Below are 26289 nucleotides of genomic sequence, written 5' to 3' on the forward strand. Positions count from 1 at the left end.
AAATCGCAAATCTTATTTAGACAAATTAAAAATAATAAAAAAATAACTTTTAACTTTTGTTGAAAGTGATGACAAAGTAAAGCTGGGATTATTTCAGGATTTGGTAAGCAAGTAGCGCAACTACATAGGCAAATCCAGACATCAGAATTAATTGGCCAAGTGGCCATTTCCATGAATTAGTTTCTTTTTTGGTGATGGCGAGGGTACTAGCGCATTGCAAAGCAAATGCATAAAACAATAACAATGATATTCCTGAGGCAAAATTAAACACTTTTTGTCCCGTTGCCGGATTGATTTCTGCAGCCATTTTATTCTTAATAGTACCTTCATTATCGCTTCCACCCACGCTGTAAATAGTAGCTAAAGTTCCAACAAAAACCTCTCTAGCAGCAAACGAACTGATAATTGCAATTCCTATTTTCCAATCATAGCCTAACGGTGAAATAGCGGGTTCAATAGTTTTACCCATAATTCCTATATATGAATTTTCTAGCTTTTGCGAAGCGACTGCATTTTCAAATTCGTCTGGGTTTAAAGGCGTGCTAATGTTTTTTTCAGTAATAATTTGTTCCGCATTGTTAAAATCTTTTCCTGGTCCGTATGAAGCTAAAAACCACAAAATAATAGAAATCGCCAAAATTATTTTGCCTGCACCAAAAACAAATGCTTTTGTTTTCTCCACTACATTAATTCCCACATTTTTGAAAAGGGGTAATTTATAATTGGGCATTTCAACGACAAAATAGGTTTTACTTTTTATTTTTAAAATCTTATTTAAAACGTAAGCCGAGGATATTGCAGCTGCAAAACCTAAAAGATAAAGCAACATTAAAGTTAATCCCTGCAGATTCAAGAATCCAAAAATGTGATCATCTGGAATTACTAATCCAATAATAATAGCATAAACAGGTAATCGTGCTGAACATGTTGTAAAGGGAGTGACTAAAATGGTTATTAATCTTTCTTTCCAGTTTTCTATATTTCGCGTTGCCATAATAGCAGGAATCGCACAAGCAGTTCCTGAAATAAGTGGCACTACACTTTTACCTGACAAACCAAATTTCCTCATGATTTTATCCATTAAAAAAACCACTCGGCTCATATAACCGCTTTCTTCTAAGATTGAAATAAACAGAAATAGGAAAGCAATTTGTGGTATAAAGATCAAAATTCCCCCAATTCCTGGTATAATTCCTTGAGAAATCAAATCGGTCAAAACGCCAGCAGGTAAAGCCGAAGCTGCATAAGCGCTCAATGAGGCAAAACTAGCATCGATAAAATCCATTGGTATGGTCGACCATTCAAATATGGACTGAAAAATAACAAATAATATCAAAAAGAAAATTACATATCCCCAAACCTTGTGCGTAAGCACACGATCTAGTTTGCTGCGATAATCTTTAGCAATTGAAGTATCAACTTTCAAACCTTTTTTTAAGACATCGTTTATAAATTGGTATCTTTTGATGGTTTCTTTTTGTTGCAAACGCTTTAGATCTGAATGCGATTTTGTGAAAGAACTTCTAATTTCATTTCGATCTAAATTCAAGAAATTAACATCTTGAGTGATCACTAACCATAATTTGTACAACAATTGATTGGGAAACGCTTTGCGCAAATTATCAAAATATTCAGGATCAATAACTGAAGAGTTCAAACAAGGATCTGTTGAAAGTGTTCTGTAAGTTATAATCATTTCCTTTAATTCTTGGATTCCAAATCCTTTTCTTGAACTAATAAGTGCAATTTTCGTTTTTAGGTGTTCCTCAAGATAGGGGATGTCGAGTGAAATCCCTTTGAATTTCATTCTATCAGCCATATTAATGACTAAGATTGTTGGAATTTCTAAATCTTTTATTTGTGTAAAAAGCAGTAAATTTCTTTTAAAATTTTCCACATCTGTGACTACTAAAGCAACATCGGGATATAACTTATCGTTTTTATTAAGTAGAAGTTCAATGACAACATTTTCATCAATAGAACTGGCGTTTAAACTATAAGTTCCTGGTAAATCTAGAATATTAGCTTTTATATTATTGGGTAATTTACAAAACCCAATTTTTTTCTCAACAGTAATTCCAGGATAATTCCCTACTTGCTGATTTAAGCCTGTGAGTTGATTAAAAACAGAAGTTTTTCCTGTATTTGGATTGCCAATAAGGGCAATATTAATGTTTTGTTTACTTACCATAAGTTGAGTTTTATGATATCAACTTCAATTTGCTTTGCAGTTTCCACTCTAATTGCTACGTGAGAACCGTTGATATTTAAAAATAATGGATCTCCAAAAGGCGCAATTTGGAGTAATTCAACGGTATTGCCAGGCAAGCAACCCATTTCTAATAGTTTTAATGGAACGACGTCGATGTCAAAGTCTTTTATAATACCTTGTTCGCCTTTCTTGAGAGAATGTATCGTTGTTTGCAAAGCTTATTTAGATTGAATTAAGATTGCAAAAGTACATAATTTTAAATGATTTGATATGATTGCTATCATATTTATATGCTAAAAAAAGCAATAAGTGAAAGTTTCTATTTTTAAATGAAAATAAAAATAAATGTAATCCAATACTATTTAAATTGTAACTATTCAGGCTGCAAATTAGCTATTGTTTTGAATGCAGCCAAAACATTTTGACCATTTTTTATGCACGTATCTGTGACCGATCGAATGACTGCATAGAACTGCGAACCGTTTTCGGTTTTAAATTATCCTGATATCTTTTGTTTTACTTTTACATTACGGATTGCTCGTTCCGAAGCATTGTTGTCAGGAGGTACTTGGTCGTAGAATAAAAAAGTAAAGATATATTCTTTATACTTTTGCATCCTTTTATGAAATGCACAAAGATCCTTCCGGTTTTTGGAAACGCAAGTTAATAATAAAGCAGATAATTCTTCAAGGATTTTGTCCCTTTCTGCAATTGGATTGAGATATTGACTTGATGATAGATTCCTTTTAAGTTTGATTCCTTTGTATAGTAAATCCTTAAAATTTATTGCCATTGCTATTCATACCGTTCTTCAAAAAAGATAAGTTCCCGAACCAAATCAGGTATGCATATTTGATGTGTTTTACATTTTACCTGAAAATAACTTGGCCAGCAATCGTGAACTAATATTGAGTTTGCAAAGCCGTTTGGGAAGTTTTGGTTTATAGTAGCAGTTCCTCTATTGTTTTAATATGTAATGTAAGTGGCAGCTTGCCCTTGAAAAGTCCAGAACCATCCCTTTTTGCCATTAACTTTTGCACCTGTTTCGTCACCCCCAATTACTTTTCCATTTTCTACTTTTTGAGCAATCAATTCATAGGCTGGTTGCGCTTTTTTAGCAAAGCCATCGAGTAATGAACAAAGAGTACTTTGTGCTATTATTAAATTGCAAACATAGCTGAAAAACTCACTCATTCTCTCAAAAGGTAAGTATTGTCTAGTATGCATATAAGCAATTGTGGCTTGAATATTAGAACCATAACTTATAGAAGTCTTCACTCCACTAGGAAATACAGCTTTCAAATGATGACCACAAGAACACGTTTTTTGAAAAATACGATGTTCTGTAAATTCGGGGGTAATTGCAGGGATGTCAACAACTTGTCTACGTTGAATAAATGTGGCTGGTTGATTAGACAAATCATCGCCACAATGATTGCAAAATTCTGGCGCATGTTCAACAATGATATCTGGGGCTGTTGTCATTTCTCAAGTAGTGCCCTAGTGTTCTAATTGTCCACCGACATTTTTACCTTGGCTTTGCCGAAGACTTTTACTTTTTAAGGGTCTATTTTCATCTTTTGATGGTGAAATTGAACTATTACGACTGTTTTTTCCAAGAGTTAGATCATCGATTTTATCAAATAATTTTTCAATTAACGCTTCCAATCGGATAACTTTGGCCTCTAGTTGAGCAATACGTTTTTTATCAGCGTTCAATGTCTATCGGTTTAATACAAAGGAAACTAACTCAAATGATAAGTGAACAATATAAACACGATTGTTGTTAATTATTAATCAACAAAAGTTTAAAAATTAGCTGTTTTTCCAAAAATAACGGCCAGAATTGTTCATAACTATGTATTTTTTAGAATAGGCTGAATAGTTACAAACACTTTAAATTGCATTTCAAAATCGATCTTTATTATATTTAAATATGTGTTTTAAACAACCGATTTAGCTTCGTAATAAATTAATTCTATTTTTTGTAAAACGGAATAAATTACTAATTACGAATGAGATGATAAAAATTATTCCAATCATGGCAAAAAATTCTATGAATCGCATAATTGTAATTGGTTCTTTTACATCGCTATCCATTAAAAAGCCGAAAATAGTAATTCCAATAGCTATTACTAAAATGTTCAGATTTCTTTTAATCATAATTTAAAATTTAAATGGTTATTGGATGCAAACGTTAATCTATCTTGATATTATTTTCTTTCACAATTCGACATACCATAATTTTAGATAAGATAACAATATTTAAAAACCTATTGACTATTTGGTCATTATAGTTAAGTTTTCGAGAACAAAAAAGCAGTTTTAAGAGTTTACTTTGCTAAAAATTATAATTTTAAACTTAAAGAAGATTTAAAATAAGCCGTTATTCCTTGTAAAAATAAGGATGAAAATTTAATATATTGTTGATCTATACTTTACTTAATTAATTTGAGAAAAGAGGCGTTTGTTCTATTTATAAAAACAACGTTTCGTATTTTTAATGTAAAAACAGGTTTACACAATTTTTTTTGATGTATATCCTGCTACTATAGTAGGATGCGTATTACTATATTTTTCTACAAACACTTTATATCGATGCGGTTTAGCTTGTCTTTTATCTTGTATTTTTCATAATTACTATAAAATGATAATCACTATTTTATAATATCAAATTATATTTACTTTAGAAAATTTGCTAAATATGGAAATTTACGTACCAACTATTTTATGTAAAATAGAGCAGTTTCTAAATATTATGTGCTCTTTATTTATTTTACAAAATTCACAGAGGTTTGTTACAATTTAGTAGTTCAATAATTAGAAGATATAAGTGGCTAAATCGATAATTGTTTTTGATATTACAACTCATCATTGGTAATTAATTTGATAGAATTTAATTTTATTACAAAAGCTAATTTCTTATTCATTACTCAAGAAAGTAATATCGGCAATCAAGCGTTGTATATCTTCTTTATTTGTTCCATCATAAAAACCTCGAACTCTTTTTTTGGCATCAACTAAAACAAAATTTTCGGTATGCACCATATCATATAATTCTTCGGGTTTGCCTAATTTAACGGCCAAATAGGATTTCCGAGCCATCGCATAAATTTCTTTTTTATCTCCAGTCACTAAATTCCATTTGGCATCATCAACATTATGCTCTTTGGCGTAAGCCTTTAAAACAGGAACAGTATCCGTATCAGGAAAAACGGTGTGAGAAAGTAATTTTACTTTTGGATTATTGGCGAAAGCCGTTTGAATTTCAGATAAATTGGCAGTCATTTTTGGGCAAATGGTAACACAAGTGGTAAAGAAAAAATCAGCCACATATATCTTACCTTCGTAATCTTTTTGAGTGATGGTTTTCCCGTTTTGATTAGTAAACGAAAAATCAGTGATGGTATGATACTTACTTTTATATTGAACCGTGCTATCTACTAATTCTGGATTTACATCAGCAGGATTAAATATTGGCAATGTCTTTTTTGGCTTTAAAGCCGAATAAAATAATGATAAAACAATTGCAGAGAAAACAACAAAACCGCCTAAAAAGAGACCATATTTTTTTAGAAATGCTGACATAATTTTATTTTTACGCAAAAATACAACAACGTAATTTGTTTTTAATTTATATTAACAGAATCTTAGTTTGTGTGGATGTTATAGAATTGCAAACTATTTTTAATACTATTATAATTTTCTGCACTAATGTAGTTTTCGCTTTTTTAACTCTTAAAAGTAATTGTAATTATAGCTTTTCTTTCTTTTTTTTCGTAGATACAAATAAATTAAATAATAAACCACCCATTAAGCCACCATAAAGTGTACTATTTATAGGTTTTGAGGTTATTGCACAAGTGCCGCTAACACAACCTATTTCAGCATAATATAAGTATCCAGCGATCAATCCCACAATTATCCCAATTCCTGTAATAATGTATTCTTTTTTTGTCATTTTATTTTTTTGTTAAACGTTATGCTCCACATTCCTCTCACTTCACTTTCGTTATAATTTACAGCAAGATCTTTTGGATACAATTTTAAAACTCTTCTACTTACTTCTGGCTTAATGTTTTTTCCATGACATTGTAAGCACATTGTATTTGTTTCTATAGGATAATAAAAATGTACTGTATTGCCTTTTTCCACAATCACTGGTTTTATATCCTGCATATTAGCCATTTGTTTTTTAAACTTCGCTATATATTTTAGTTCTTCTGCATTTGCTTTATTTTTTGGATTTCTATTTTTGTCAGAAACACGTTTTATCGTTGCATTGTATTTCAATGCCATGCTATCTGTTAAGGGCATCGCTTGCACATTACAAAAATCTAGCGCTGCAATAGTTCCCTCTTTTTGAATAGTTCCCATTAAAGTTTTACCTAATACTTTCTTAGTTTCCAGAGCATATTCTAGTCCTATATCTGAAAAAGTTTTTTGGCTTGCAACCTCAATAAACTTTTTTCCAGACTGAATCCAATTTTTATTGCCGTGTAATTCCCAGTGTGCTTTAAACCAGCTAGGTTCTTCAATTTGGTAATCATATAGAAAGTCGGCTATTTTTTCTACACTTCCTTTAGGAAAATCTTGTTTTGGCATCAATCCATGTTTTTTAACAGCGCCGTACATCAGGACTTTTTCTTTTGTTGGATTTTTTACAAAATCAGTAAAATATTGGATAAACTCTGCTTTGTTAAATCGTTCTTTGTCAATATATTTCGCCTTGATTGCAACCATAGGAGGAGCAATTCGGTCTTCATTTTCAGCTGCGTTTGGACTGTGGCATAAATAACAATGGGTTTCCATTAATTTTTTGCCTTCATGATTATTATTTTGAATTTCGGATAATTTTTCTGGAATCGCAATATAAGTTGATTCCCTATTTTGAAAAATAAAAAGACTAATTATAGCTAAAATTGATATAAGATACTTCATGATATATATGTATTTACTTCAAAAATAGTGCTGATTAGTGAGATAGTATGTAACTTATGTTACACAGTCATTTTTTAACTAACAAAGAGATAACAATTTAGTAGCCTTATGAAATTATTATAATAAAATAGGGTACTAATACTTTCTTTTAAAGGCAAATCAAATCCTGATGAACAATGACTTTTGTCAGTATTTACATTTTATTTACTTTCTATTTTTGTGATATAATTTTAAAGTAAATAAAAATGAAAAAGTTATTTTTTGCTGCAATTGCGTTATCGTTATTCAGTGGCAATTTTGCAACAGCTCAAGAAAAAACGAAATCAGGAGATTTCAAAAGATGGCAAGCTAGAGTTCGTGTAATTGGAGTAGCTCCAAATGAAAGTGCTACAATTGGGGTTATAGGAGGCGATGTAAAAATTACAGAAACAGTTATTCCAGAATTAGATTTTACTTATTTTTTTACAAAGAATATAGCTGCTGAATTAATTTTAGGAACTACAAAGCACGAAGTTAAAACTATTGGATCAGATATTTCGGCTGTAGGCGGTTCTACAAATACTTCAGTAGATTTAGGAAGTGTTTATCTTTTGCCACCCACATTAACATTTCAATATCACTTTTTTCCAATGGCAGAGCAAGTATTTAAACCTTATATAGGTGCTGGTATTAACTACACCATTTTCTATAATGAAAAAGCGGGAAATGTAGTAAAAGATATAAAATATGAAAATTCTGTAGGGTTTGCAGCCCAACTGGGTTTTGATTTAATGCTTGATGATACCTTTTTTATCAATGTAGATGCTAAGCATTTGTTTTTATCAACTGATGTGACTGTAGATGCTTCTAATCTTGCAGCTGGGTTATCTATTCCTGCAGATGTGAAGATTAATCCTTGGCTTATAGGTTTAGGTGTTGGTATGAAATTCTAATATTATATATTGACCTCATAAAGAAACCGTTTCAAAATTAATTTTTGAAACGGTTTCCTCATTTTGCTTAAATTAGGTTTTACTTGCAATCATCGCAGCAAAGCGACATGAGTAAACAGTAATTTAGGGAAACTAAAATTTAACGTAAAATTTAAAATTTTATTAATAGATTTGCGAGAACAACCAAATAATTATTAAAAAATGAAAATAATAAAAAATAAGCAGTTGCTTTTTGTCATTCCTGCAATTATGGGTTTTGCTGTGGGTCAAGCCCAAAATGCTCCTGTTAATAAGGAACCTGGGATTAACATCAATTACATGGATAAGCAGGTAAAACCAAGTAATGATTTCTTTCGCTATGTCAATGGAACTTGGTTGGATAATACTGAAATTCCTAATGATAGAACGCGTTGGGGAAGTTTTGATGAGTTGCGTAAAAGAACCGATGCAGATGCATTGGCAATTTTAAATGAAGCTACAACAAACCCAAGTTACAAATCTAATACTGATCAAGGAAAAGCGGTGAATTTATACCAAACTATCTTAGATACTGTAGCCAGAAATAAAGCGGGAATTGCTCCTTTAAAACCTTACTTAGCAAAGATTAATGCTGTAAAAAACGCCAAGGATTTACAGGCTTTAATGATTGAAATGGAGCCTTTAGGCGGTATTGGATTTTTTGGTGCTGGAGTAGGAACTGATGCTAAAAACAGCAGCAGAAACGTGGTAAACCTTGGACCAGGTGGAGTAGGGTTGCCAGATAGAGATTATTATGTTTCTGATGATGCAGATTCTAAGGAGAAGCGAGCTAAATATGTGCTACATGTTGCTAAAATGTTGCAATTTTTAGGGGATTCTCCAGCGATGGCTGCGGCTAATGCCAATAAGATTTTAGCATTAGAAATTGAAATGTCTAAACCAAGATTAGACAGAGTAGAGCGTAGAGATCGTCGTAAATCATATAACCCAATGACGGTTGCTGAATTAGGTAAATTAACGCCATCGATTAACTGGAATACTTATTTTACTAAAATTGGTTTAGCGCAAGCGGATACTATTATTGTTACGCAACCTAAATACATGACGGCATTAGAAACTATTTTTAAAGAAAATAAAGTCGCTGATTGGAAAGCATACATGCGCTGGAGCTTATTAAATAGAGCTTCAAGTCAGTTATCAACAACGATAGAAAATGCAAATTTCGACTTTTACGGTAAAACATTAACGGGTGCTGTTAAGCAAAGACCACGTGATGAAAATGCGCTACAAACTATCAACGGAACTTTAGGTGAAGCTTTAGGAAAGTTATATGTAGAGAAAAAATTTCCAGCTGAAGCTAAAGTGAAAGCAGAGAAAATGATTAAAAATATTTTCACAGCTTTCGAAAACAGAATCAATAATTTGGCCTGGATGTCAGCTGAAACTAAGGTGAGTGCTGTTGCAAAATTGCATAAATCACGAATCAAAATTGGTTATCCTGACAAATGGAAAGATTATTCAGCCTTAACTATAAAAAGTCCGAAAGAAGGTGGAACTTATTTTGAAAATGCTAAGAATATGGCGATCTGGCGTTTTAATGAAAATATTGCTGAGTTGAACAAACCAGTAGATAAAGATAAATGGGGAATGTCACCACAAACAGTGAATGCCTATTACAATCCATCTAATAATGAAATCGTATTTCCTGCGGCGATCTTACAACCGCCATTTTATAATTACCAAGCAGATGAAGCAGTAAATTACGGTGGAATAGGTGGCGTTATTGGTCATGAAATTTCACATGGTTTTGATGATTCAGGATCACGTTACAATGCCGATGGAAATCTAGTAGACTGGTGGACAGCTGAGGATTTAAAACAATTTTCATCTTTAACTGGAGCGCTTGCAGCTCAATACAGTGCACTTGAACCATTGCCTGGAACTTTTGTAGATGGTAAATTTACTTTAGGTGAAAACATAGGTGATTTAGGTGGTGTCAATGCTGCTTATGATGGTTTACAAATTTATTTGAAAGAGAATGGAAATCCAGGTTTGATTGATGGTTATACACCTGAACAACGTTTCTTTATCTCTTGGTCAACAATATGGCGTTCAAAAATGCGTGATGAAGCACTGAAAAACCAAGTGAAAACGGATCCGCATTCTCCAGGAATGTACCGTGCTTATGTGCCACTTCAAAACATTGACACCTTCTATAAAGCTTTTGATATTAAAGCAACTGATGGAATGTATATTGCCCCAGAGAAAAGAGTTAGAATCTGGTAGAATTTGGTTCTATAAATTAAGTCATCTATACTAATGAAAAACCCATTCGCATCGGCGAATGGGTTTTTATTTTTAAAGCTAAATGGTTTCTATTTTTAGCACCTATTTCACTAAATATTCCTGCATAAATCTTATAACTGCTAATCTTTGGTAATCGATATTGGCTTTCTTTTTGAATCCGTGTCCTTCATCCTTCGCTTCAAGATACCATACGGTATTGCCTTGCGCTTTCAGTTTGTCACGCATTTGCATCGCTTCTGTTACCGGAACTCTTGGGTCATTTGTTCCTTGAATAATAAACATTGGTTTTTTAATTTTATCTGTGTTATTCAATGGAGCCATTTTATCAAAAAAAGCAGCCATTTTAGGATCTCTTTCATCACCATATTCCGCTCTACGTAAATCACGTCTGTACTCTTCTGTATTTTTTAAGAACGTATTAAAGTTTGAAATTCCCACAATATCAACAGAACATTTTATTTTCTCCGCATAATGAAAGGCTGTTGCTAAAGTCATATAACCACCATAACTGCCGCCCATAATCATTATTTTGTCTTTGTCTAATTCAGGTTGTTTTGCAATCCAATCGAGTAAAGCACCAATATCCTTAACCGAATCTTCTCTTAAAAAACCATTGTCTTTAGCTAAATAGGTTTTACCAAAACCAGAAGAACCTCTTACATTAGGATAAATTAAAGAAACGCCCATTTCATTAGTATAGAAATTATTTCCTCCTAAAAACGAAGCCATCGATTGTGCTTCAGGTCCACCGTGAATCATAATGATAACAGGTCTTTTTCCTTTAAATTTTGTAGAAGCGGGATAATAGAAACCTGATATCTTTAATTCATCAAAACTTTTCCATTCGATAAATTTTGGAACAGACATATCAGATTCTTGCATCTCGCCTAATTCACTTTCGGTCCAGCGTGCCACTTTGCCAGAACTTATATTTAACTGATAAATATCTGATGCTGTTTGTGCGGTAGATTGGTTAAAGAAGATGCTTTTATTGTCTTTTGTAAAACGAGGATCACTAATTAACCCAATAGGAAGTCCTTTTACTTCAGTATATAATTTAGTAGCCGCATTCATAAGATACATCTTGTTTACACCTGCTTCATTGCTAGTAAATACAATTGATTTTTTATCGTTAGATACGCTATAGTTTTCAATATTCCACGCAATAGCAGTGGTGTGATATGTTACCTTCTTTGTGTTTAGGTTCATAGTTGCTAAACGCTCAAATTCATTATCCTTGTCCGTTACAAACCAGATTTCGTTAGCAACATTTGAGAAAGTACCATCAGATTGCGAAACTGCTTTTACTTTTCTATCTGTGATTTCAGTTAATTTACCCGTTGCAATATCCAATAACCACAGATAAGATTCATTTATAGAAACATATTCTCCAATCAATAATTTTGTACCATCAGAAGAAATATCTTGAATTCCCCATCCACCGCCTTTTACTTTCAAAATTAATTTCTCAGCTTTAGGATTGTTTGGATCCATATAATAAACATCGCGATCGCCACCGTTTCTTTTAGTCGATGAGTAGTAAAATCCTTTACCATCTTTACGCCAATACATTCCTCCATTTTGAGATCTTCCACCATCTGTCAAGAGTGTTGATTGTTGGGTTTTAAGATCTAATTTAAACAGTTGACTAAATTCATTTCCTCCAATGTCTTTAGCATAAACTAAATACTCTCCTTTTATAGGTTCGTAAGAAGTAGTGCTTACAGGTTCATCAAAAAATGTAATTTGAGTTCTGGCTCCCATAACATTAGAAACGCGATGTAATTGTGACGTAGAACCAAATCGAGTATTAATAATGATCTCGTTTGTTACTGGATTAATGTCAGCTAAAGTTGCGCTTCTGGATTCTGAATATTTCTTAACATCATTAGAAAGTTCCTTCGGAATTTGAGCGATGTTCTCTGTGATTAAATTTTCATTTGGAACCACATAATTAGTTTTCGTTTGACCATTCATGACAAACAGTGTAGAAAACGTAGCAGTAACTACTAAAAGGTTTTTTAAGTTCATAATTTTAAATATTTATTTGGTTAATAGCATGTTTTTTCGAGATTTTCGCAAGGAATAGTTGACCATATAAAGACCAAACAAGGTAACGCTTCCTCCTATTGCAATTGCAGCATTGAGTGTTTCACCAAAGATTAAAGCGCCTAAAAGAACCGCAACAATTGGATTTATATAGGAATAAATAGTACTGATTTCAGCTGGAAGATTTTGAAGCGCATATATAAAAGCTATGAAACTAAGAATGGAACCAAAAAGTATTAAGTAAGCTATTGACCACCAAGAAAGTGCTGGAATTTCAGTTAATGGTATTGATATTCCTGTAGCACCAGTATAAGCAAAAACTAAGATACTAGATAAAAACATTTGAATTCCTAAACTAAAATAAGGATTGAATGTTGCAGCTTTTTTCTTTGTGTATAAGGTGCCAAAGGCCCAAGTTAAGGTAGAGATTATTGAAATTATTATTCCAAATCTAAAGCTTGGATTTAAAAAATCACTCAACCGATCGTAAAAGATAACACAAATACCTGCAAAGCTAATAAATAATCCAAATACAGATAAGTATGATAAACGACCTCCTCTGAAAAAAGTAATAATAACAATCCATAAAGGAACACAAGCGGCAATAATAGCACCTAATCCACTACTGATATATTTCACTCCCCAAGTGCTTAATGCATTACTCAAAACAAAATTAAGAATACTTAATATAATAATGGTTTTCCATTGTTTTCCTTTTGGCCAAGCTGCTTTTTTAAATAAAAAAAAGGAAATATAAAGTAAGCCCGCAATAAACTGTCTAATCGCAACCAGTTGCAAAGCTGGCATGTGTTTGACACCTTCCTTTGAAGCAATCCAAGTGGTTCCCCAAAAAAAACTTACAAAGCATAATGCTAAGATAGGCCAGCCAATTATATTGATTCTATTAGAAACTGCATTCTTAATTTTAGTTTTCACATTATAAATTTGGTTGAGCAAAAGTATATTTTAAAAGCTTTACAACTTTATCATTCTCAATTATTTTTCCAGTTGAAGGTTTTGAATAATTGAATTTTGGCAAAGCCAAATTCAGTTCCGTTGCTTTTTGAGTATAATAGGCTTCACGGCTAGGATGAAAAGGCGAAACAGCATTTAAAATTTCATTCCAGCAATCTATTTCTACTATTTTTGAGATGATGCCAATGCAATCTTCTTGATGGATTAAATTCACGGGTGCGCCAGGATTATCAAGATTTTCTTTACCCGCAAGATATTTTCCAGGTTGGCGGTCCTCGCCAATTAAACCTCCAAAACGAAGAATTGTAGTTTTAAATTGACTTCTATTGTGTAAAAGTTCTTCTGCTTCTATTAATTGTTTACCACTTTCGGTTTCAGGTTGTGGCTTTGTAGATTCAGTAACTCTTAGCTGATTTTCTCCGTAAACAGATGTCGAGCTTATAAAAAGAACATTTTTTATAGATGAATTTACTATAAACGGAATCAATGTAGCTATCTTTTTAACAAACGATTTTTCAACTTGATCTTTGACAGTACCTCTTAATTTTGGTGGAATATCAATAATTAAAGTGTCACTTCCCAATAGAAATTCTTGTACCGAAATGGAAAATTTTTCGCTTTCAATAGAATTGGCTTCTAGATCAACGGGAATATCGATTAGATAAGGTTCGATTCCCACATTTTTTAAAGTGTGCAGTTTCTCTGGTGTAGTTGTAGATCCTTTTACATGATAAACTTTTTCAAGTAAGGAAATTGCTAAAGGAAAACCCAACCAACCGCAACCTAGGATGCTGATTTTTTTCATTTTTAAATATTTAATGTGGTTTTTTCGCTCTTTATTTTGATTGTCGGTTTTACGCAGCAAACTAATTAATTGTTTTTATAATTCCGCTCGTACTATTTACATTTTTTATCACATTGAACTTGTTTTCCAATATGACTTTAAGCTTTAAGAAATGCTTTTTCATAGTAGAAAAATACCTCAATAAACTCAGAGATATAATTAGGCTTTACTTAAGTATAAAATCGCAAAAATTAAAACGGTCATGATTTAATTAATTCTAATCAATCTGCAAGCTATCGACCACTATTGGTTTTTTAAGTTTCACGAATCGTTTAGAGTTAATAGGGATTATCGTATCTACAGTAATAAGAGGTGTAGGTGCTATTTTTTCTCTAATCACCACTGCGTCGTTGAGGACAAATGGAGTTGGCATCATCCAATTTTCTCTCTTTTGCATATTAAAAATGGGATTTGTCATTAAATCAAATGAGCTTTCTAACAATTCCATATCAAAAACAGCATTAGAATTAATCCTAAATTCCATTTCTAATGGTGCATTCTCTACTACATAATAACTGACTATTTTTTTTCCATTACGTTTATATAAGGTGTTTTTTTGTCCTAAAGTAGTAACACCGTTTGCTTTAAAATTATAAATTGACATTTTATTATTAGCGAATATGTCATATCTATTTACGTTTCTATTTGGAGAAATTCTAATTTTTAAAAACCGTTGATTGCCTAAAATTCGATCTTCAAGAAATACAATTGTTGGCCTTGCCAAATTTTTATTAGCAGCATCAACACTATAAGTAAAACCCGAATTATATTTACTAAAAAGGGGTAATGTGTTTGTTAATGCAGCTTTTTTCGGATTTTGACCTAAATAGGTTTTACTCCAGGAATCAAGATTAGTATCGTAAGTTGCCCAGCTAGCTTTATAAGTGTTTGCATCAAAAATATACAATAAGCTATTTGATTTGGCCTTTCCTAATTCATATCCTGAGTCTAAATGAGCTTTGGCAAAAAAACCAATGGAAAGCACTAAAAAAATAACGGACCAGATTCCCTTTTTGGCGAAAGCCCCAAAAATAGGTAGCAATAAAGTAAAAGTTAATACAGTAAGAATAGCGCTTCCAAATAATACTTTTAAACCTAAACCGATAGGAAACATTTGAATAAATGGAGCGATTAGCAGTAAAGCAGGAATACTAAGAATAAGATTTAAGATCTTAAATGATCTTTGAGTAATGATAAATACTCCAAAAACAATCAGACCAAAATATACAGGTATTATTAAAAAACCAGCCCCTTGTAAGCTCAATGCAAGAAAGTAATTAATGACAATCCATAGAAATAATGGAGCAACATAATGGTTGAGCGTTAGTTTTTTAATAGAAAAGCGTTGATACACAATAAAGCTAATCGCTAATGCCATTAGTACAAATGCAGCAATATATTCATGACCGTTATAAGTAAAGCCGTTTAACAAATCATTGTATTGTGGATATATTAAAACCAATGCTTTCCATCCAAAAAAAGTAATCAACCCAGCAAGTATAAGAGATGTTAATAATGGTATAAATCCCTTTACTATTTCAGATAATATTAAAACACGTTTTGCAATTCCTATTACAATCAAGGTCAGAAACAACAGTAAAGCAATAATAGCCATTGGTAATACCCAACTAAAAGGATAACTAATAAATGTATATGGAATGGTAAAATAAACATAATCTTCGGTAGCTGCGCTATTTGTTAAATTAGCGTTTGAAAAATAATGTAACAATGGCATCAAGTAGGAGCCCTGATGCGCTAAAGTGTTTTTATCTAAATGATTTAGATCATCTTGCGCCGTATGATAATTGTAATGGTCATCAATAAAAGCAAAATTATAACCTTGAATATTGCCAATTTCTCTAAAGACGGTTAAATCAGTATCGTTAGGTAACATTTTATAAATGCTATACATCAACGAATTAGATACTGGAAAAGTAGCTTTTGCAGCAGCAAATTCTTTTACTAATCCTGCATTTCCACTGTTGGTTTCCATCAACATATAACTTGGCCCTGAGGAACCACGCGCTTCAAAATTTAGTACTAAACCAACTTCCTTAGCCCAAGGATGTTGAGTTACAAAAAGTGCGGCGCCATTCAATCCTAGTTCTTCGGCATCAGAAAAGAGGATGATAATATCATTTTTATGTGCCGTTTTATTATGAATAAAAGCGCGAACACTTTCTAGAATTGTTGCTACACCTGATCCAGCATCACTGGCTCCAGGCGAATAAGAATGAGGCGCACTGTCATAATGAGTTAGTAGCAGCAGGGCTTTGTTATTGCTAGTTCCTTTTATACGTGCTAATATATTTTTTGATTTAACTAGATTTCCCCAATCACTTAGCGTATATCCTTCTTGCAAAGAAGTTTCTAATCCTAACTTTTGCAACTCCTTTTGAAGGTAATTGGCAACTTCTTGATGATTTTTTGATCCTACATAATGTGGCTTTTTAGAAATTTCAGCTACATGATTTAGTGCGCGTTTTGTCGAAAATTCATTTAAAGCACCTTCATCATTTGAGGTGAATTGGGGCATCATTGTATAGAATGATATTCCTAATATCAAACTGATGAATATTATTGCTAGCAGGGGAAAATAGTTTTGTTTCATCGTGGTGAATAGCGGTTTGTGGTGTCTAAATGTCTTTTTTGACTAAAATATAAAAATCATTTTCTAAAACCATATATCCTTGATCATACAGAAAATAATAGGTATTTCCAGTTTTAGTTTGTAGAATATTAGTGAAAAAATCAAAGTCAAATCCTTTACTTAGCAATTTTGCTCGAGTAGTTTTTGACTTTCCTTCAATATTAAGTTCTGATAGGATACGGTAGTTTTTACGCAACTTATTATTTATGTTGCGCATATAATTAGTACTATCCTTATTTATTTTATTGTTGTAAGCATTGCGACAGCCATCGCTACAGAATTTTTTATCCTCCCTACCTACAATTTTCTCTCCACATTCTAAACAGCTTTTCATGGATTGATTTTTTTAATTTCATAGAGATCTTTTCTACGATCTTTTAAAATTCTCACACTTCCGTGCTCATGAAGTTCTTTCAATAAATCTAAATCCACATCAACAATAAGGGTCATTTCTGTATTAGGAGTGGCTTCAGCTTTAATTCCATTACTTGGAAAAGCAAAATCCGAAGGGGTAAATACTGCTGACTGTGCGTATTGAATGTCCATATTATTTACTTTTGGTAAATTACCAACACAACCTGCAATAGCAACATAACACTCATTCTCTATTGCTCTAGCTTGTGCACAGTGTTTTACCCTAGTATAGGCATTTTGCGTATCGGTCAAGAATGGAACAAATAAAATATTCATCCCCTCATCAGCCATTAATCTAGATAATTCAGGAAATTCTACATCATAACAGATCATGATTCCTATTTTACCACAATCTGTATCAAAAGTTCTGATTTTTGATCCGCCAGTCATTCCCCAATGTTGCATTTCGTTTGGTGTCACATGAATTTTCGCATACATTTCGGAAGTTCCATCTCTTTTGCAAAGAAAGCCAACATTATATAATGTACCGTTTTCTAAATAAGGCATACTACCAGTGATGATATTGATGTTATAAGAAATGGCCAACTCTTGAAAGCGCTTGCGTATAGGTTCAGAATGCTTAGCCAATTCTCGTATGGCTTCAGCTTCCGACAAGTGGTTGTAATCAGCCATCAACGGTGCTGCAAAAAGTTCTGGAAACAAAGCAAAATCACTACCATAACCAGAAACTACATCAACAAAAAATTCGCATTGCTCAAATAAAGCCTCTAAATTATTTAATTGTCGCATTTGCCATTGAACAAGTCCTAATCTAATAACACTTTTTTCTAAATTGATTAATTTAGGACTTTCATCGTAGTAAATGTTATTCCATTCTAACAGGACTGCAAATTCTTTAGAGTCGGTATCCCCTTCTAAATAATTTTTCATTACCCGAATCACGTGAAAATCATTGCTCAACTGAAAAGAAAGTACGGAATCATGCAATTCTTTTCTTTTTACTTTTTCAATATAGATTTTTGGGGTTAATGTATTAGAATGCTGACCGTAATTTGGGATTCTTCCAGCAAATACAATTGCTTTTAAATTTAGTTGTTCACATAATTCCTTTCGGGCATCGTATAAACGTCTCCCTAGTCGGAGTCCTCTATAATTAGGATGTATAAATATATCTATTCCATATAAAACATCACCTTTCGCGTTGTGGGTCGAAAAACTATATTTTCCTGTTATATCTGAGTAATTATGATTTTTATCTACTAAACTTTCATCAACAATCAATGATAATGCTGATCCAACCACTTTTCCATCAACTAAAATTACTAATTGTCCTTCTGGGAAAATACTAAGTAATTTTTCAATATGATGCTCTCTCCAGTACGATCCTACCATCTCAGGATAAGATTCTACCATTGAGTTTTTTAATTCTTTATAGTCGTCAAATTCAAGATTTCTTAATTCTACTTTATTTATTTTAGTCTGCATATAAATTTTTTTTTGCCAAATGTAGCAAATATATTCCATTTACAAACGCTTACAAATAGTTACAACCGAAAGTAATTAGTTAGCAACCGATTAGGGTTTTGAAGCTGTTGCATCTTTGTACTGTTAATTCGAATGAACGTTTTAACGATCAATTATAAACACTAATATTTAAATTTACACGCCATGAAAAACACAGTACAATTAATCGGACATGTTGGACAAGATCCAGAAGTAAAAACATTAGAAGGTGGGAAAAAATTAGCGAATATTTCTATCGCTACTAATGAAGTTTATTACAAAGAAAACGGCGATAAAGTCGAAAAAACCGAGTGGCACCGCGTCACCGCTTGGGGAAAAACCGCTGATATTATAGAAAAGTATGTTACTAAAGGTAAAGAAATTGGTATAGAAGGTAAGTTAACACATCGTTCTTATGATGATAAAGATGGTGTAAAACGTTTTATTACTGAAGTGGTTGCTAATGAGGTATTACTTTTAGGAAAATAATAAATGTAAAGCGTATTTAAGATTAAAGGCGATAAGCATTACATAAAAAGTTGTACGAATTTCTGAAATAGAAGTTCGTGCAATTTTTTTTTAGATTTATTAGAATTGTTATGACTATGCAGCAAGTTGTTTTTTTAGAAAATATCTTTAGCAACTTTATAGGTATTGCTATGCGCTTCAATTATTGTTTTAATATCAGGCGAGTAACCGCCACCCATTGAAACCTGGACAGGAATTTGATATTTTGAGCACAGTTCTAAAACTGTTTGGTCTCTTTTTTTACAGCCTTCGATAGTACAGCCCAACTTTCCTAATTTGTCAGTTGCTAAAATGTCTACTCCAGCTAGGTAAAAGATAAAATCAGGTTTTTGTGTTTCAATTAATTGTGGAATGATGTCTCGAATTGTTTTTAAATATTCTTCATCTTTAGTACCATCATCAAAAGCAATATCTAAGTCGGAAATTTCTTTTTTAAATGGATAATTCGTTTTTCCATGTGTGGAAAAAGTAAAAACTTTTGGATTGTTTTGAAAAATTTCAGCTGTACCATTTCCTTGATGTACATCGAGATCGATAATTAAAATTTTTTTAGCCAATTTATTGTTCAATAAAAACTGAGCCGCAATTGCTTGATCATTTAACATACAAAAAGCTTCGCCATGAGTGGAGTAAGCATGATGCGTTCCACCAGCAATATTAAAAGATACTTTAGTATCATAAGATTTCTGAGCGCCTGAAATGGTTCCTTGAGCAATAATTAATTCGCGTTGCACCAATTCTTTTGAAAGCGGAAAACCTATTTTGCGAGCTGCCTTTGAATTCAATGTTAGGTTTAGTAAATCATCAACATATTCTTTTTTATGAACAGATAAAACATACTTTAAATCGCACACTGAAGGCTCAAAAAAATCAGATTGTATAGCTGTTCCTTCGAGTAATAATTGTTGAGGTAGCAATTCATATTTTAACATAGGAAAACGATGTCCTTCTGGTAATGGATGCTGATATATAGGATGAAATGCTATTGGTAACATAAAGGAAAATACTTTTTTAGTTTAGGTATAGTATTATTCAAAAAGGTGCTGTAATGGAAATTTTATCTCGTTTTTTTAGATCATTAGATCACTTTTTGCCATTTATTTATTCATTAGTTCTTGGAAACAATCTATAAACTGACCCAAATGTAAACCATCCATTAAACCATGATGCACATGGACAGACATAGGCATCACTCTTTTTCCATTCTCTAAAACTTTCATTTTGCCAAAAGAAATTTTAGGACAACTATCAGCGAATTTAAAACTTCTAGCATGTGATAAAGAAGTAAAATCGATCCATGGAATGGCTGAAAAATGAATTACATTATCATCATCAAAAGTTCTGGTAAACAATCCATTTGTGTTATGAACTCTTTTAATTTCATTTATTGTATAGCTTTTAAAAATTGAAAAATCAGCATCATATTCCATTAAAGAAAATCCAAAAGTTCCGTCCTCACGACCAATAGTAGCCGAAGCATTTATTTGATCATAAATATATATTTGATCGTCTAAAATGCGATATTTAAAACATTCAATTGTATTTACTGCAATTAGAGTTTTGTGTAAATAATAAGTAAAAAAAGAAGTGTCTAATTCTTTAGCACTTGCATACGCTTTATCACAATCGATTTCGACAGTTACACCAAAAAAAGGCTCCTCAAACTTTCTGAAAAATTGAAAATGTTCTTTTCTATTCCAGTTTTCTAAATCTAAAATGGTTTTCAATATTGAAATTGCTTTAAAACATCAATAATTTGGTTGTATGTTTTAAAATTTTCATGTTCTACCTTATGATCAATTTTTTCATGAGCCCAAGTCGTATGAAAAGGAATATGCACGGCATGTCCGCCAATAGCTAAAACGGGAAGAACATCTGATTTTAAAGAATTTCCAATCATAAAAAATTCCGAAGGTTGGATTTCTAATCTTTTAATCAAATCAGTATAATCAATTTCCTGTTTGTCAGACATTACTTCAATATGGTGAAAATATCTACCTAAACCGGAATTGTGCAGTTTTCTACGTTGATCTAATAAATCACCTTTAGTAGCAACAACTAATTTATAATTGCCGTGTAACGCCTTTAATGTTTCCTCAACGCCATCTAGTAACACAATAGGTTTTTCTAAAAGTTCTTTTCCATACTGTATAATTTTTTCAATCATTTCTACTGGAAGTGTATTATTAGAAATACTCATTGCGGCTTCAATCATAGAGAGAATATAGCCTTTTATGCCATAACCGTATAATTTTAAATTCTCGATTTCTATTCTAAAAAGTTCTTTTGAAATTCCTTGATTTGAAAGGTAATCGCTCATTAGGCTACAAAATTTCTCTTCTGTTTCGGCAAAATAAGTTTCATTGATAAATAAGGTATCGTCAGCGTCAAATGCGACTACTTTTATGTTTTTCATAATTATGTAATTTTTATAAGAAAATAGATTAATTCTTATTCAATAATTTTTTAACGGAAAGTACTTTACTATAGAAGGTAATTCGAATTCCAAATAGCAAAATCAAACCTCCCACAATCATTTGGAATGTGATTTTTTCATCTAAAAAAAGCCATGCTAAGATAGTTGCTAATACAGCTTGTCCTAATAAGGATAGGGAGACCCGTGTTGCACGCATGTTTTGTGTGGCATAACTTATAAGCAACCATGCAATCAATTGACATACTATTCCTTGTATAAATAACACTAACCATCCAGCATCAGAAAAACCACTAAAAGGTTCCTTTAGAATTATGCAAACAACCCCAAGAAATACGATGGAAGTAATTAAAGTGATAGACATAAATGAAAGCACATCCATTTCATTGAGAATATTTTTACTTACGAGCATATAAATAGCGTATAAAATCCCTGAAAGGATCGCCAATAAAAACGCAATATTAAAATCTAAATTGAGAAAAAATTGAAAACCAACCAATGTTATCATACCAAAAATTGCGATCAATGTGCCAATCCAAAAATTAGTTGCGGGTTTATTTTTTAGAAAAAGGAAGGAGCCAATTCCAACCCAAACTGGTGACAAGTTTGTAAGCAGAGTGGCTTGCGTTGCACTGGATCCTTGTATGGAAATATTCCAAACGGCAACATCAGCTGCAAATAAAAGACCACATAAAATAGCTAATAGTAAAACATTTTTTTTTGGTAGTTTTAGCTTTTTTGTAAACACAACATATGGTAATAAAAATAAACCTGCGATTGCCATTCTATAAAAAGCGGAAATTAAACCACCAGTAAGATTAAGTTTAACCAAAATAGGGAAAACTGAAATACATAGTATTCCAATTGCGAGAGCTAATCGGGGTTTTGCATTGGTCATTTTTGATGTTAGTTATAAATAATTTTTATTTTTAAATTACTTTTTTAGATGTAAAATTTATCCTCTTTCCAGTTGGTCACATTGTTTTCTATATAATTTTGAATTCTTTCAAATGATGCCGAATTATGAATTATAATATCGTGAAATCTTTCTTGCCATTCAAAATCTGCATTTATATAATGACTGTTCTTAGTCACCACCGATTTATAGGAACGTAAAATGGTAGAAATTGTACCTTTTCTTGGCGAAATTTTCGACATTTTCATATTTTTTATTTTGTTTTCGGTAGAGACGTTGCATGGCAAAGTCTCTACGACAATATCATCAACAATAGTTTTTTTATCAATTATTAAAATTCCATGAACATGATTTGGCATTATTTGAAAATTTCCTAATTCCACAAATGGAAAATGTTTTGGAATTTCTGACCAAAATTGATCAGCTAGCACACCAATTTCCGTAAATTGCATTTCGTTATTATTATTGACAGACAAAATTTCACCAAAAAAATGTTCGCGATTTTTAGTGCATATTGTTATAAAATACGCCCCGTTTTTCCCGTAATCCCAATTATTCAAACGAGTAGAAGGAACGCGATATTTGTTTCGAAATTTTTCAGACATATCATATCATTTTTAATGTAGAGACGTTGCACTGCAACGTCTGCTTTCATCCATATTTATTATCGATATATAACAATCATTGCACTGCAACGTCTGCTTTTCATCCATATTTTGCATCAATATATAACAGTAATTGCAACGTCTGCTTTTATCCATATTTATTATCAATGTATAACAGTAATTGCAACGTCTGCTTTTATCCATATTTTGCATCAATATATAACAGTAATTGCAACGTCTGCTTTTATCCATATATAACAGTCATTCCAACATCTAATTTTCATCCATTAATATTATTGGTATATAACAGTAATTGCAATACAACGTATCATTTGTTTCGATAATGTGCGAATATAATGAATTTCAATACCTTTTTTCGAAACACTTTATTATAATAAATTATTGATGTTGAATTTGTAATGCGTTATTCTAATCTAAACAAAAGAGACGTTGCAATGCAACGTCTCTACCCGAAATAACACAAAAATATTTTAATTTATCGTTTCGCCATTTGCAGCATCAGCGTCTGGATTTACAAAAACTAATTTTTCTTCTGCATTTGTTGTCATCAAAATCATTCCTTGACTTTCAACACCACGAAGGTTTCTTGAAGCTAAATTTACTAATACAGTCACTTTTTTACCAATGATATCTTCAGGTTTGAAACTTTCGGCAATTCCCGAAACTATTGTACGAATGTCTATTCCTGTATCCACTTTTAAAATCAAAAGCTTATTGGCTTTTGGCATTTTAGTAGCTTCAAGTATCGTTCCTACACGCAAATCCATTTTAGCAAAATCATCAAATTGAATTGCTTCTTTTTGTGATTCTACTACTTTATTCTCGGCTTTATTAGCTGTTTTTGTAGCTTCTAATTTGTCTATTTGCTTTTGAATTTCTTCATCTTCGATTTTTGCAAATAGCAATTCTCCCGAAACTTCGGGACCGCTTATTTGATGTCCTGCTTTAATCAAATCTGAATTTTCAGAAATCGTATTCCAAGATAGAGGAGATTCTATATTTAAAATTCGGGATAATTTGGTTGCTGTAAAAGGCAAGAAAGGTTCGCATAACGAACTCAAAGCGGCAGCGATTTGCAAAGCGACATACATTTGCGTTTGCACGCGTTCCGGATTATCTTTGATTACTTTCCAAGGCTCTTCGTCAGCTAAATATTTATTTCCAAGACGAGCAACATTCATCAATTCACCAAGTGCTTCCCTAAATCTATATCTTTCAAGAGAGCTCGAAATCACTGCTGGATACGCTTTCAATTCGGTTAAAACTTCATTATCATAATCAGTAAAGTTTGCAGTTCCTCTTTCGGGGATCAGGCGGCTTGGCTGTGGTACAACTCCATTGTAATATTTATTGGTCAATACCACAACACGGTTTATAAAATTTCCGTAAATCGCAACTAATTCATTATTATTTCTAGCTTGAAAATCTTTCCAAGTGAAATCATTATCCTTGGTTTCTGGCGCATTTGAGGTTAAAGCATAACGCAAAACATCTTGCTGATTTGGGAAATCTTCTAAATATTCATGCAACCAAACTGCCCAGTTTTTAGATGTCGATAATTTATTTCCTTCTAAATTCAAAAACTCATTTGCGGGAACATTATCCGGTAAAATAAAGCTTCCTTCGGCTTTAAGCATCACAGGGAAAATGATACAATGAAAAACGATATTATCTTTCCCTATAAAGTGAACTAGTTTTGTATCTTGATCTTTCCAGTAGGGCTCCCAATCTTTTCCTTCGCGTAAAGCCCATTCTTTACTAGATGAAATATAGCCTATTGGAGCATCAAACCACACATATAATTTCTTGCCTTCAGCACCTTCTACAGGAACATCAATTCCCCAATCGAGATCACGAGTTACAGCACGAGGCTCTAATCCTCCATCGATCCAAGATTTTACTTGTCCATATACATTAGGTTTCCAGTCGTTTTTATGTCCCACAAGAATCCATTCTTTCAAGAAATCTTCATACCGATCTAAAGGTAAAAACCAGTGTTTCGTTGATTTCATAATAGGAGTTTCTCCCGTTATGGTTGATTTTGGATTTATTAAATCCGTCGCGTTTAGCGTAGAACCGCATTTTTCACATTGATCCCCATAAGCTTCTTCATTACCACATTTTGGGCAAGTTCCTACCACAAAACGATCTGCTAAAAACTGATCTGCTTTTTCGTCGTATAATTGTTCGGTTATTTGCTCGATAAAATCGCCTTTTTCATATAAAGTTGTAAAAAAGTCTGAAGCTGTATCATGATGTATTTTAGATGAAGTTCGAGAATAATTATCAAATGAAATTCCAAAATCTATAAAAGATTTACGAATAATTCCATCGTATTTATCAATTACTTCTTGTGGCGTAATCCCTTCTTTTTTAGCTTTCATTGAAATGGCTACACCGTGTTCGTCGCTTCCGCAAACAAATAAAACATCTCTACCTTGCAAACGTAAGTAGCGAGAATAAATATCAGAAGGCACGTAAACACCGGCTAAATGGCCAATGTGAATAGGTCCGTTTGTATAAGGCAAGGCAGCTGTAATCGTATATCTTTTTGGATTCTGTGTCATGATTCAATTTTATTGAGTGCAAAAATAAGCATTAGAATCGAAAGTTTAATTATTAATTGTCAATGTGGGTAACGAAGTAATTATAATCTATTTCCAGCTATTCGCTTTATTTATGTGCTGTCCCGAAGTTTCGGGATCGGCACAATAGGATGTTGTTTTTATTGGGGCCAGGGTATTAGTTATTATGTACTATTTCTGCTTATTCGTTAAATCTAGTTTACCTATCTCCATCATAATAGTATGTTTCAACTATCCGGGTTAGAGTATTAGTAATTAGAAGCCATTTGCGGCTATCCGCTCTATATATTGTGCCGTCCCGAAGTTTCGGGATCGGCACAATAGGATGTCGCTGCTATTCAGGCTAGGGCATTCATAGTTTTAACACTTGGATATATGAGAATGTTTATCATATATTGGATTATTAATTACGGAAGCGCCCCAGCTCCGTAAA

23 protein-coding genes are annotated in these 26289 nt (G+C 32.4%); 3 read left to right on the top strand and 20 right to left on the bottom strand.

Annotated elements, in window-relative coordinates:
* Nucleotides 1–88 precede the first annotated feature (88 nt).
* The 8 genes from feoB to RCH18_RS05105 all read right to left on the bottom strand — a co-directional run bounded on the left by feoB (nt 89) and on the right by RCH18_RS05105 (nt 7153).
* Entirely contained in the window at nt 89–2191 is a 2103-nt protein-coding gene (feoB, locus tag RCH18_RS05070; RefSeq protein ID WP_326935665.1) for a ferrous iron transport protein B, read from the bottom strand.
* Nucleotides 2185–2427 carry a FeoA family protein gene (locus RCH18_RS05075; RefSeq protein ID WP_326935666.1) on the bottom strand — a complete coding sequence of 81 codons (243 nt, stop codon included), beginning with the start codon at nt 2425–2427 and terminating at the stop codon, nt 2185–2187. Before RCH18_RS05075 ends, feoB begins: the two co-directional genes overlap by 7 nt.
* A gap of 281 nt (nt 2428–2708) precedes the next feature.
* Entirely contained in the window at nt 2709–3005 is a 297-nt protein-coding gene (locus tag RCH18_RS05080) for an IS66 family transposase (protein ID WP_326935667.1), read from the bottom strand.
* Between the two features lie 173 nt (nt 3006–3178).
* The gene (locus tag RCH18_RS05085; RefSeq protein WP_326935668.1) at nt 3179–3697 is read right to left on the bottom strand and encodes an IS66 family transposase; all 519 of its coding nucleotides are present in this window, start codon (nt 3695–3697) and stop codon (nt 3179–3181) included.
* A 15-nt stretch (nt 3698–3712) separates the two neighbouring features.
* Nucleotides 3713–3931 carry a DUF6444 domain-containing protein gene (locus RCH18_RS05090; RefSeq protein WP_326935669.1) on the bottom strand — a complete coding sequence of 73 codons (219 nt, stop codon included), beginning with the start codon at nt 3929–3931 and terminating at the stop codon, nt 3713–3715.
* Between the two features lie 1203 nt (nt 3932–5134).
* Nucleotides 5135–5800, bottom strand: coding sequence for an SCO family protein (locus RCH18_RS05095; protein WP_326935670.1), 666 nt, complete (start codon nt 5798–5800; stop codon nt 5135–5137).
* A gap of 166 nt (nt 5801–5966) precedes the next feature.
* Nucleotides 5967–6173 carry a DUF6132 family protein gene (locus tag RCH18_RS05100; RefSeq protein ID WP_326935671.1) on the bottom strand — a complete coding sequence of 69 codons (207 nt, stop codon included), beginning with the start codon at nt 6171–6173 and terminating at the stop codon, nt 5967–5969.
* A complete protein-coding gene (locus RCH18_RS05105; RefSeq protein ID WP_326935672.1) occupies nt 6170–7153 on the bottom strand; it encodes a Tll0287-like domain-containing protein in 984 nt (327 codons plus the stop codon). Before RCH18_RS05105 ends, RCH18_RS05100 begins: the two co-directional genes overlap by 4 nt.
* A 245-nt stretch (nt 7154–7398) precedes the next feature.
* Here RCH18_RS05105 and RCH18_RS05110 point away from each other — a divergent pair, with 245 nt between their 5' ends.
* Both RCH18_RS05110 and RCH18_RS05115 read left to right on the top strand, forming a co-directional pair.
* Nucleotides 7399–8085, top strand: a complete 687-nt coding sequence (locus tag RCH18_RS05110) for an OmpW/AlkL family protein (RefSeq protein WP_326935673.1) — start codon at nt 7399–7401, stop codon at nt 8083–8085.
* A 201-nt stretch (nt 8086–8286) separates the two neighbouring features.
* Nucleotides 8287–10350, top strand: a complete 2064-nt coding sequence (locus RCH18_RS05115; protein ID WP_326935674.1) for a M13 family metallopeptidase — start codon at nt 8287–8289, stop codon at nt 10348–10350.
* Between the two features lie 102 nt (nt 10351–10452).
* Here the strand turns inward: RCH18_RS05115 and RCH18_RS05120 are convergent, their stop codons facing one another.
* From RCH18_RS05120 to RCH18_RS05145, 6 genes are all read right to left on the bottom strand, one after another.
* Nucleotides 10453–12402 (bottom strand): S9 family peptidase, encoded by a 1950-nt coding sequence (locus tag RCH18_RS05120; RefSeq protein WP_326935675.1) that lies wholly within the window; start codon nt 12400–12402, stop codon nt 10453–10455.
* A 12-nt stretch (nt 12403–12414) separates the two neighbouring features.
* Nucleotides 12415–13356: a DMT family transporter gene (locus RCH18_RS05125; RefSeq protein ID WP_326935676.1), complete on the bottom strand. Its 942-nt coding sequence runs from the start codon at nt 13354–13356 to the stop codon at nt 12415–12417.
* A gap of 1 nt (nt 13357) precedes the next feature.
* Nucleotides 13358–14200 (bottom strand): SDR family NAD(P)-dependent oxidoreductase, encoded by an 843-nt coding sequence (locus tag RCH18_RS05130; RefSeq protein WP_326935677.1) that lies wholly within the window; start codon nt 14198–14200, stop codon nt 13358–13360.
* A gap of 256 nt (nt 14201–14456) precedes the next feature.
* Nucleotides 14457–16778, bottom strand: coding sequence for a M28 family peptidase (locus RCH18_RS05135; protein ID WP_326935714.1), 2322 nt, complete (start codon nt 16776–16778; stop codon nt 14457–14459).
* A gap of 97 nt (nt 16779–16875) precedes the next feature.
* Nucleotides 16876–17223: a hypothetical protein gene (locus RCH18_RS05140; protein WP_326935679.1), complete on the bottom strand. Its 348-nt coding sequence runs from the start codon at nt 17221–17223 to the stop codon at nt 16876–16878.
* Nucleotides 17220–18749: a bifunctional GNAT family N-acetyltransferase/carbon-nitrogen hydrolase family protein gene (locus RCH18_RS05145; protein ID WP_326935680.1), complete on the bottom strand. Its 1530-nt coding sequence runs from the start codon at nt 18747–18749 to the stop codon at nt 17220–17222. Before RCH18_RS05145 ends, RCH18_RS05140 begins: the two co-directional genes overlap by 4 nt.
* Nucleotides 18750–18932: 183 nt before the next feature.
* Here RCH18_RS05145 and RCH18_RS05150 point away from each other — a divergent pair, with 183 nt between their 5' ends.
* Nucleotides 18933–19256 carry a single-stranded DNA-binding protein gene (locus tag RCH18_RS05150; RefSeq protein ID WP_326935681.1) on the top strand — a complete coding sequence of 108 codons (324 nt, stop codon included), beginning with the start codon at nt 18933–18935 and terminating at the stop codon, nt 19254–19256.
* A 134-nt stretch (nt 19257–19390) separates the two neighbouring features.
* Here the strand turns inward: RCH18_RS05150 and RCH18_RS05155 are convergent, their stop codons facing one another.
* From RCH18_RS05155 to metG, 6 genes are all read right to left on the bottom strand, one after another.
* On the bottom strand, nt 19391–20290 hold the full coding sequence (locus RCH18_RS05155) for a histone deacetylase family protein (RefSeq protein WP_326935682.1): 900 nt from the start codon (nt 20288–20290) through the stop codon (nt 19391–19393).
* A gap of 102 nt (nt 20291–20392) precedes the next feature.
* Nucleotides 20393–21022, bottom strand: a complete 630-nt coding sequence (locus RCH18_RS05160) for a chloramphenicol acetyltransferase (RefSeq protein ID WP_326935683.1) — start codon at nt 21020–21022, stop codon at nt 20393–20395.
* On the bottom strand, nt 21019–21711 hold the full coding sequence (locus tag RCH18_RS05165) for an HAD family hydrolase (RefSeq protein ID WP_326935684.1): 693 nt from the start codon (nt 21709–21711) through the stop codon (nt 21019–21021). The genes RCH18_RS05160 and RCH18_RS05165 overlap by 4 nt, the downstream gene beginning before the upstream one ends.
* Before the next feature lie 28 nt (nt 21712–21739).
* The gene (locus RCH18_RS05170) at nt 21740–22627 is read right to left on the bottom strand and encodes a DMT family transporter (RefSeq protein WP_326935685.1); all 888 of its coding nucleotides are present in this window, start codon (nt 22625–22627) and stop codon (nt 21740–21742) included.
* A 44-nt stretch (nt 22628–22671) separates the two neighbouring features.
* Nucleotides 22672–23250 carry a transposase gene (locus tag RCH18_RS05175; protein ID WP_326935686.1) on the bottom strand — a complete coding sequence of 193 codons (579 nt, stop codon included), beginning with the start codon at nt 23248–23250 and terminating at the stop codon, nt 22672–22674.
* A 491-nt stretch (nt 23251–23741) separates the two neighbouring features.
* Nucleotides 23742–25838 (bottom strand): methionine--tRNA ligase, encoded by a 2097-nt coding sequence (gene metG / locus RCH18_RS05180; protein WP_326935687.1) that lies wholly within the window; start codon nt 25836–25838, stop codon nt 23742–23744.
* Nucleotides 25839–26289 lie beyond the last annotated feature (451 nt).

Source organism: Flavobacterium sp. PL11, from assembly GCF_035985025.1.
In the GTDB taxonomy this organism is placed as follows: domain Bacteria; phylum Bacteroidota; class Bacteroidia; order Flavobacteriales; family Flavobacteriaceae; genus Flavobacterium.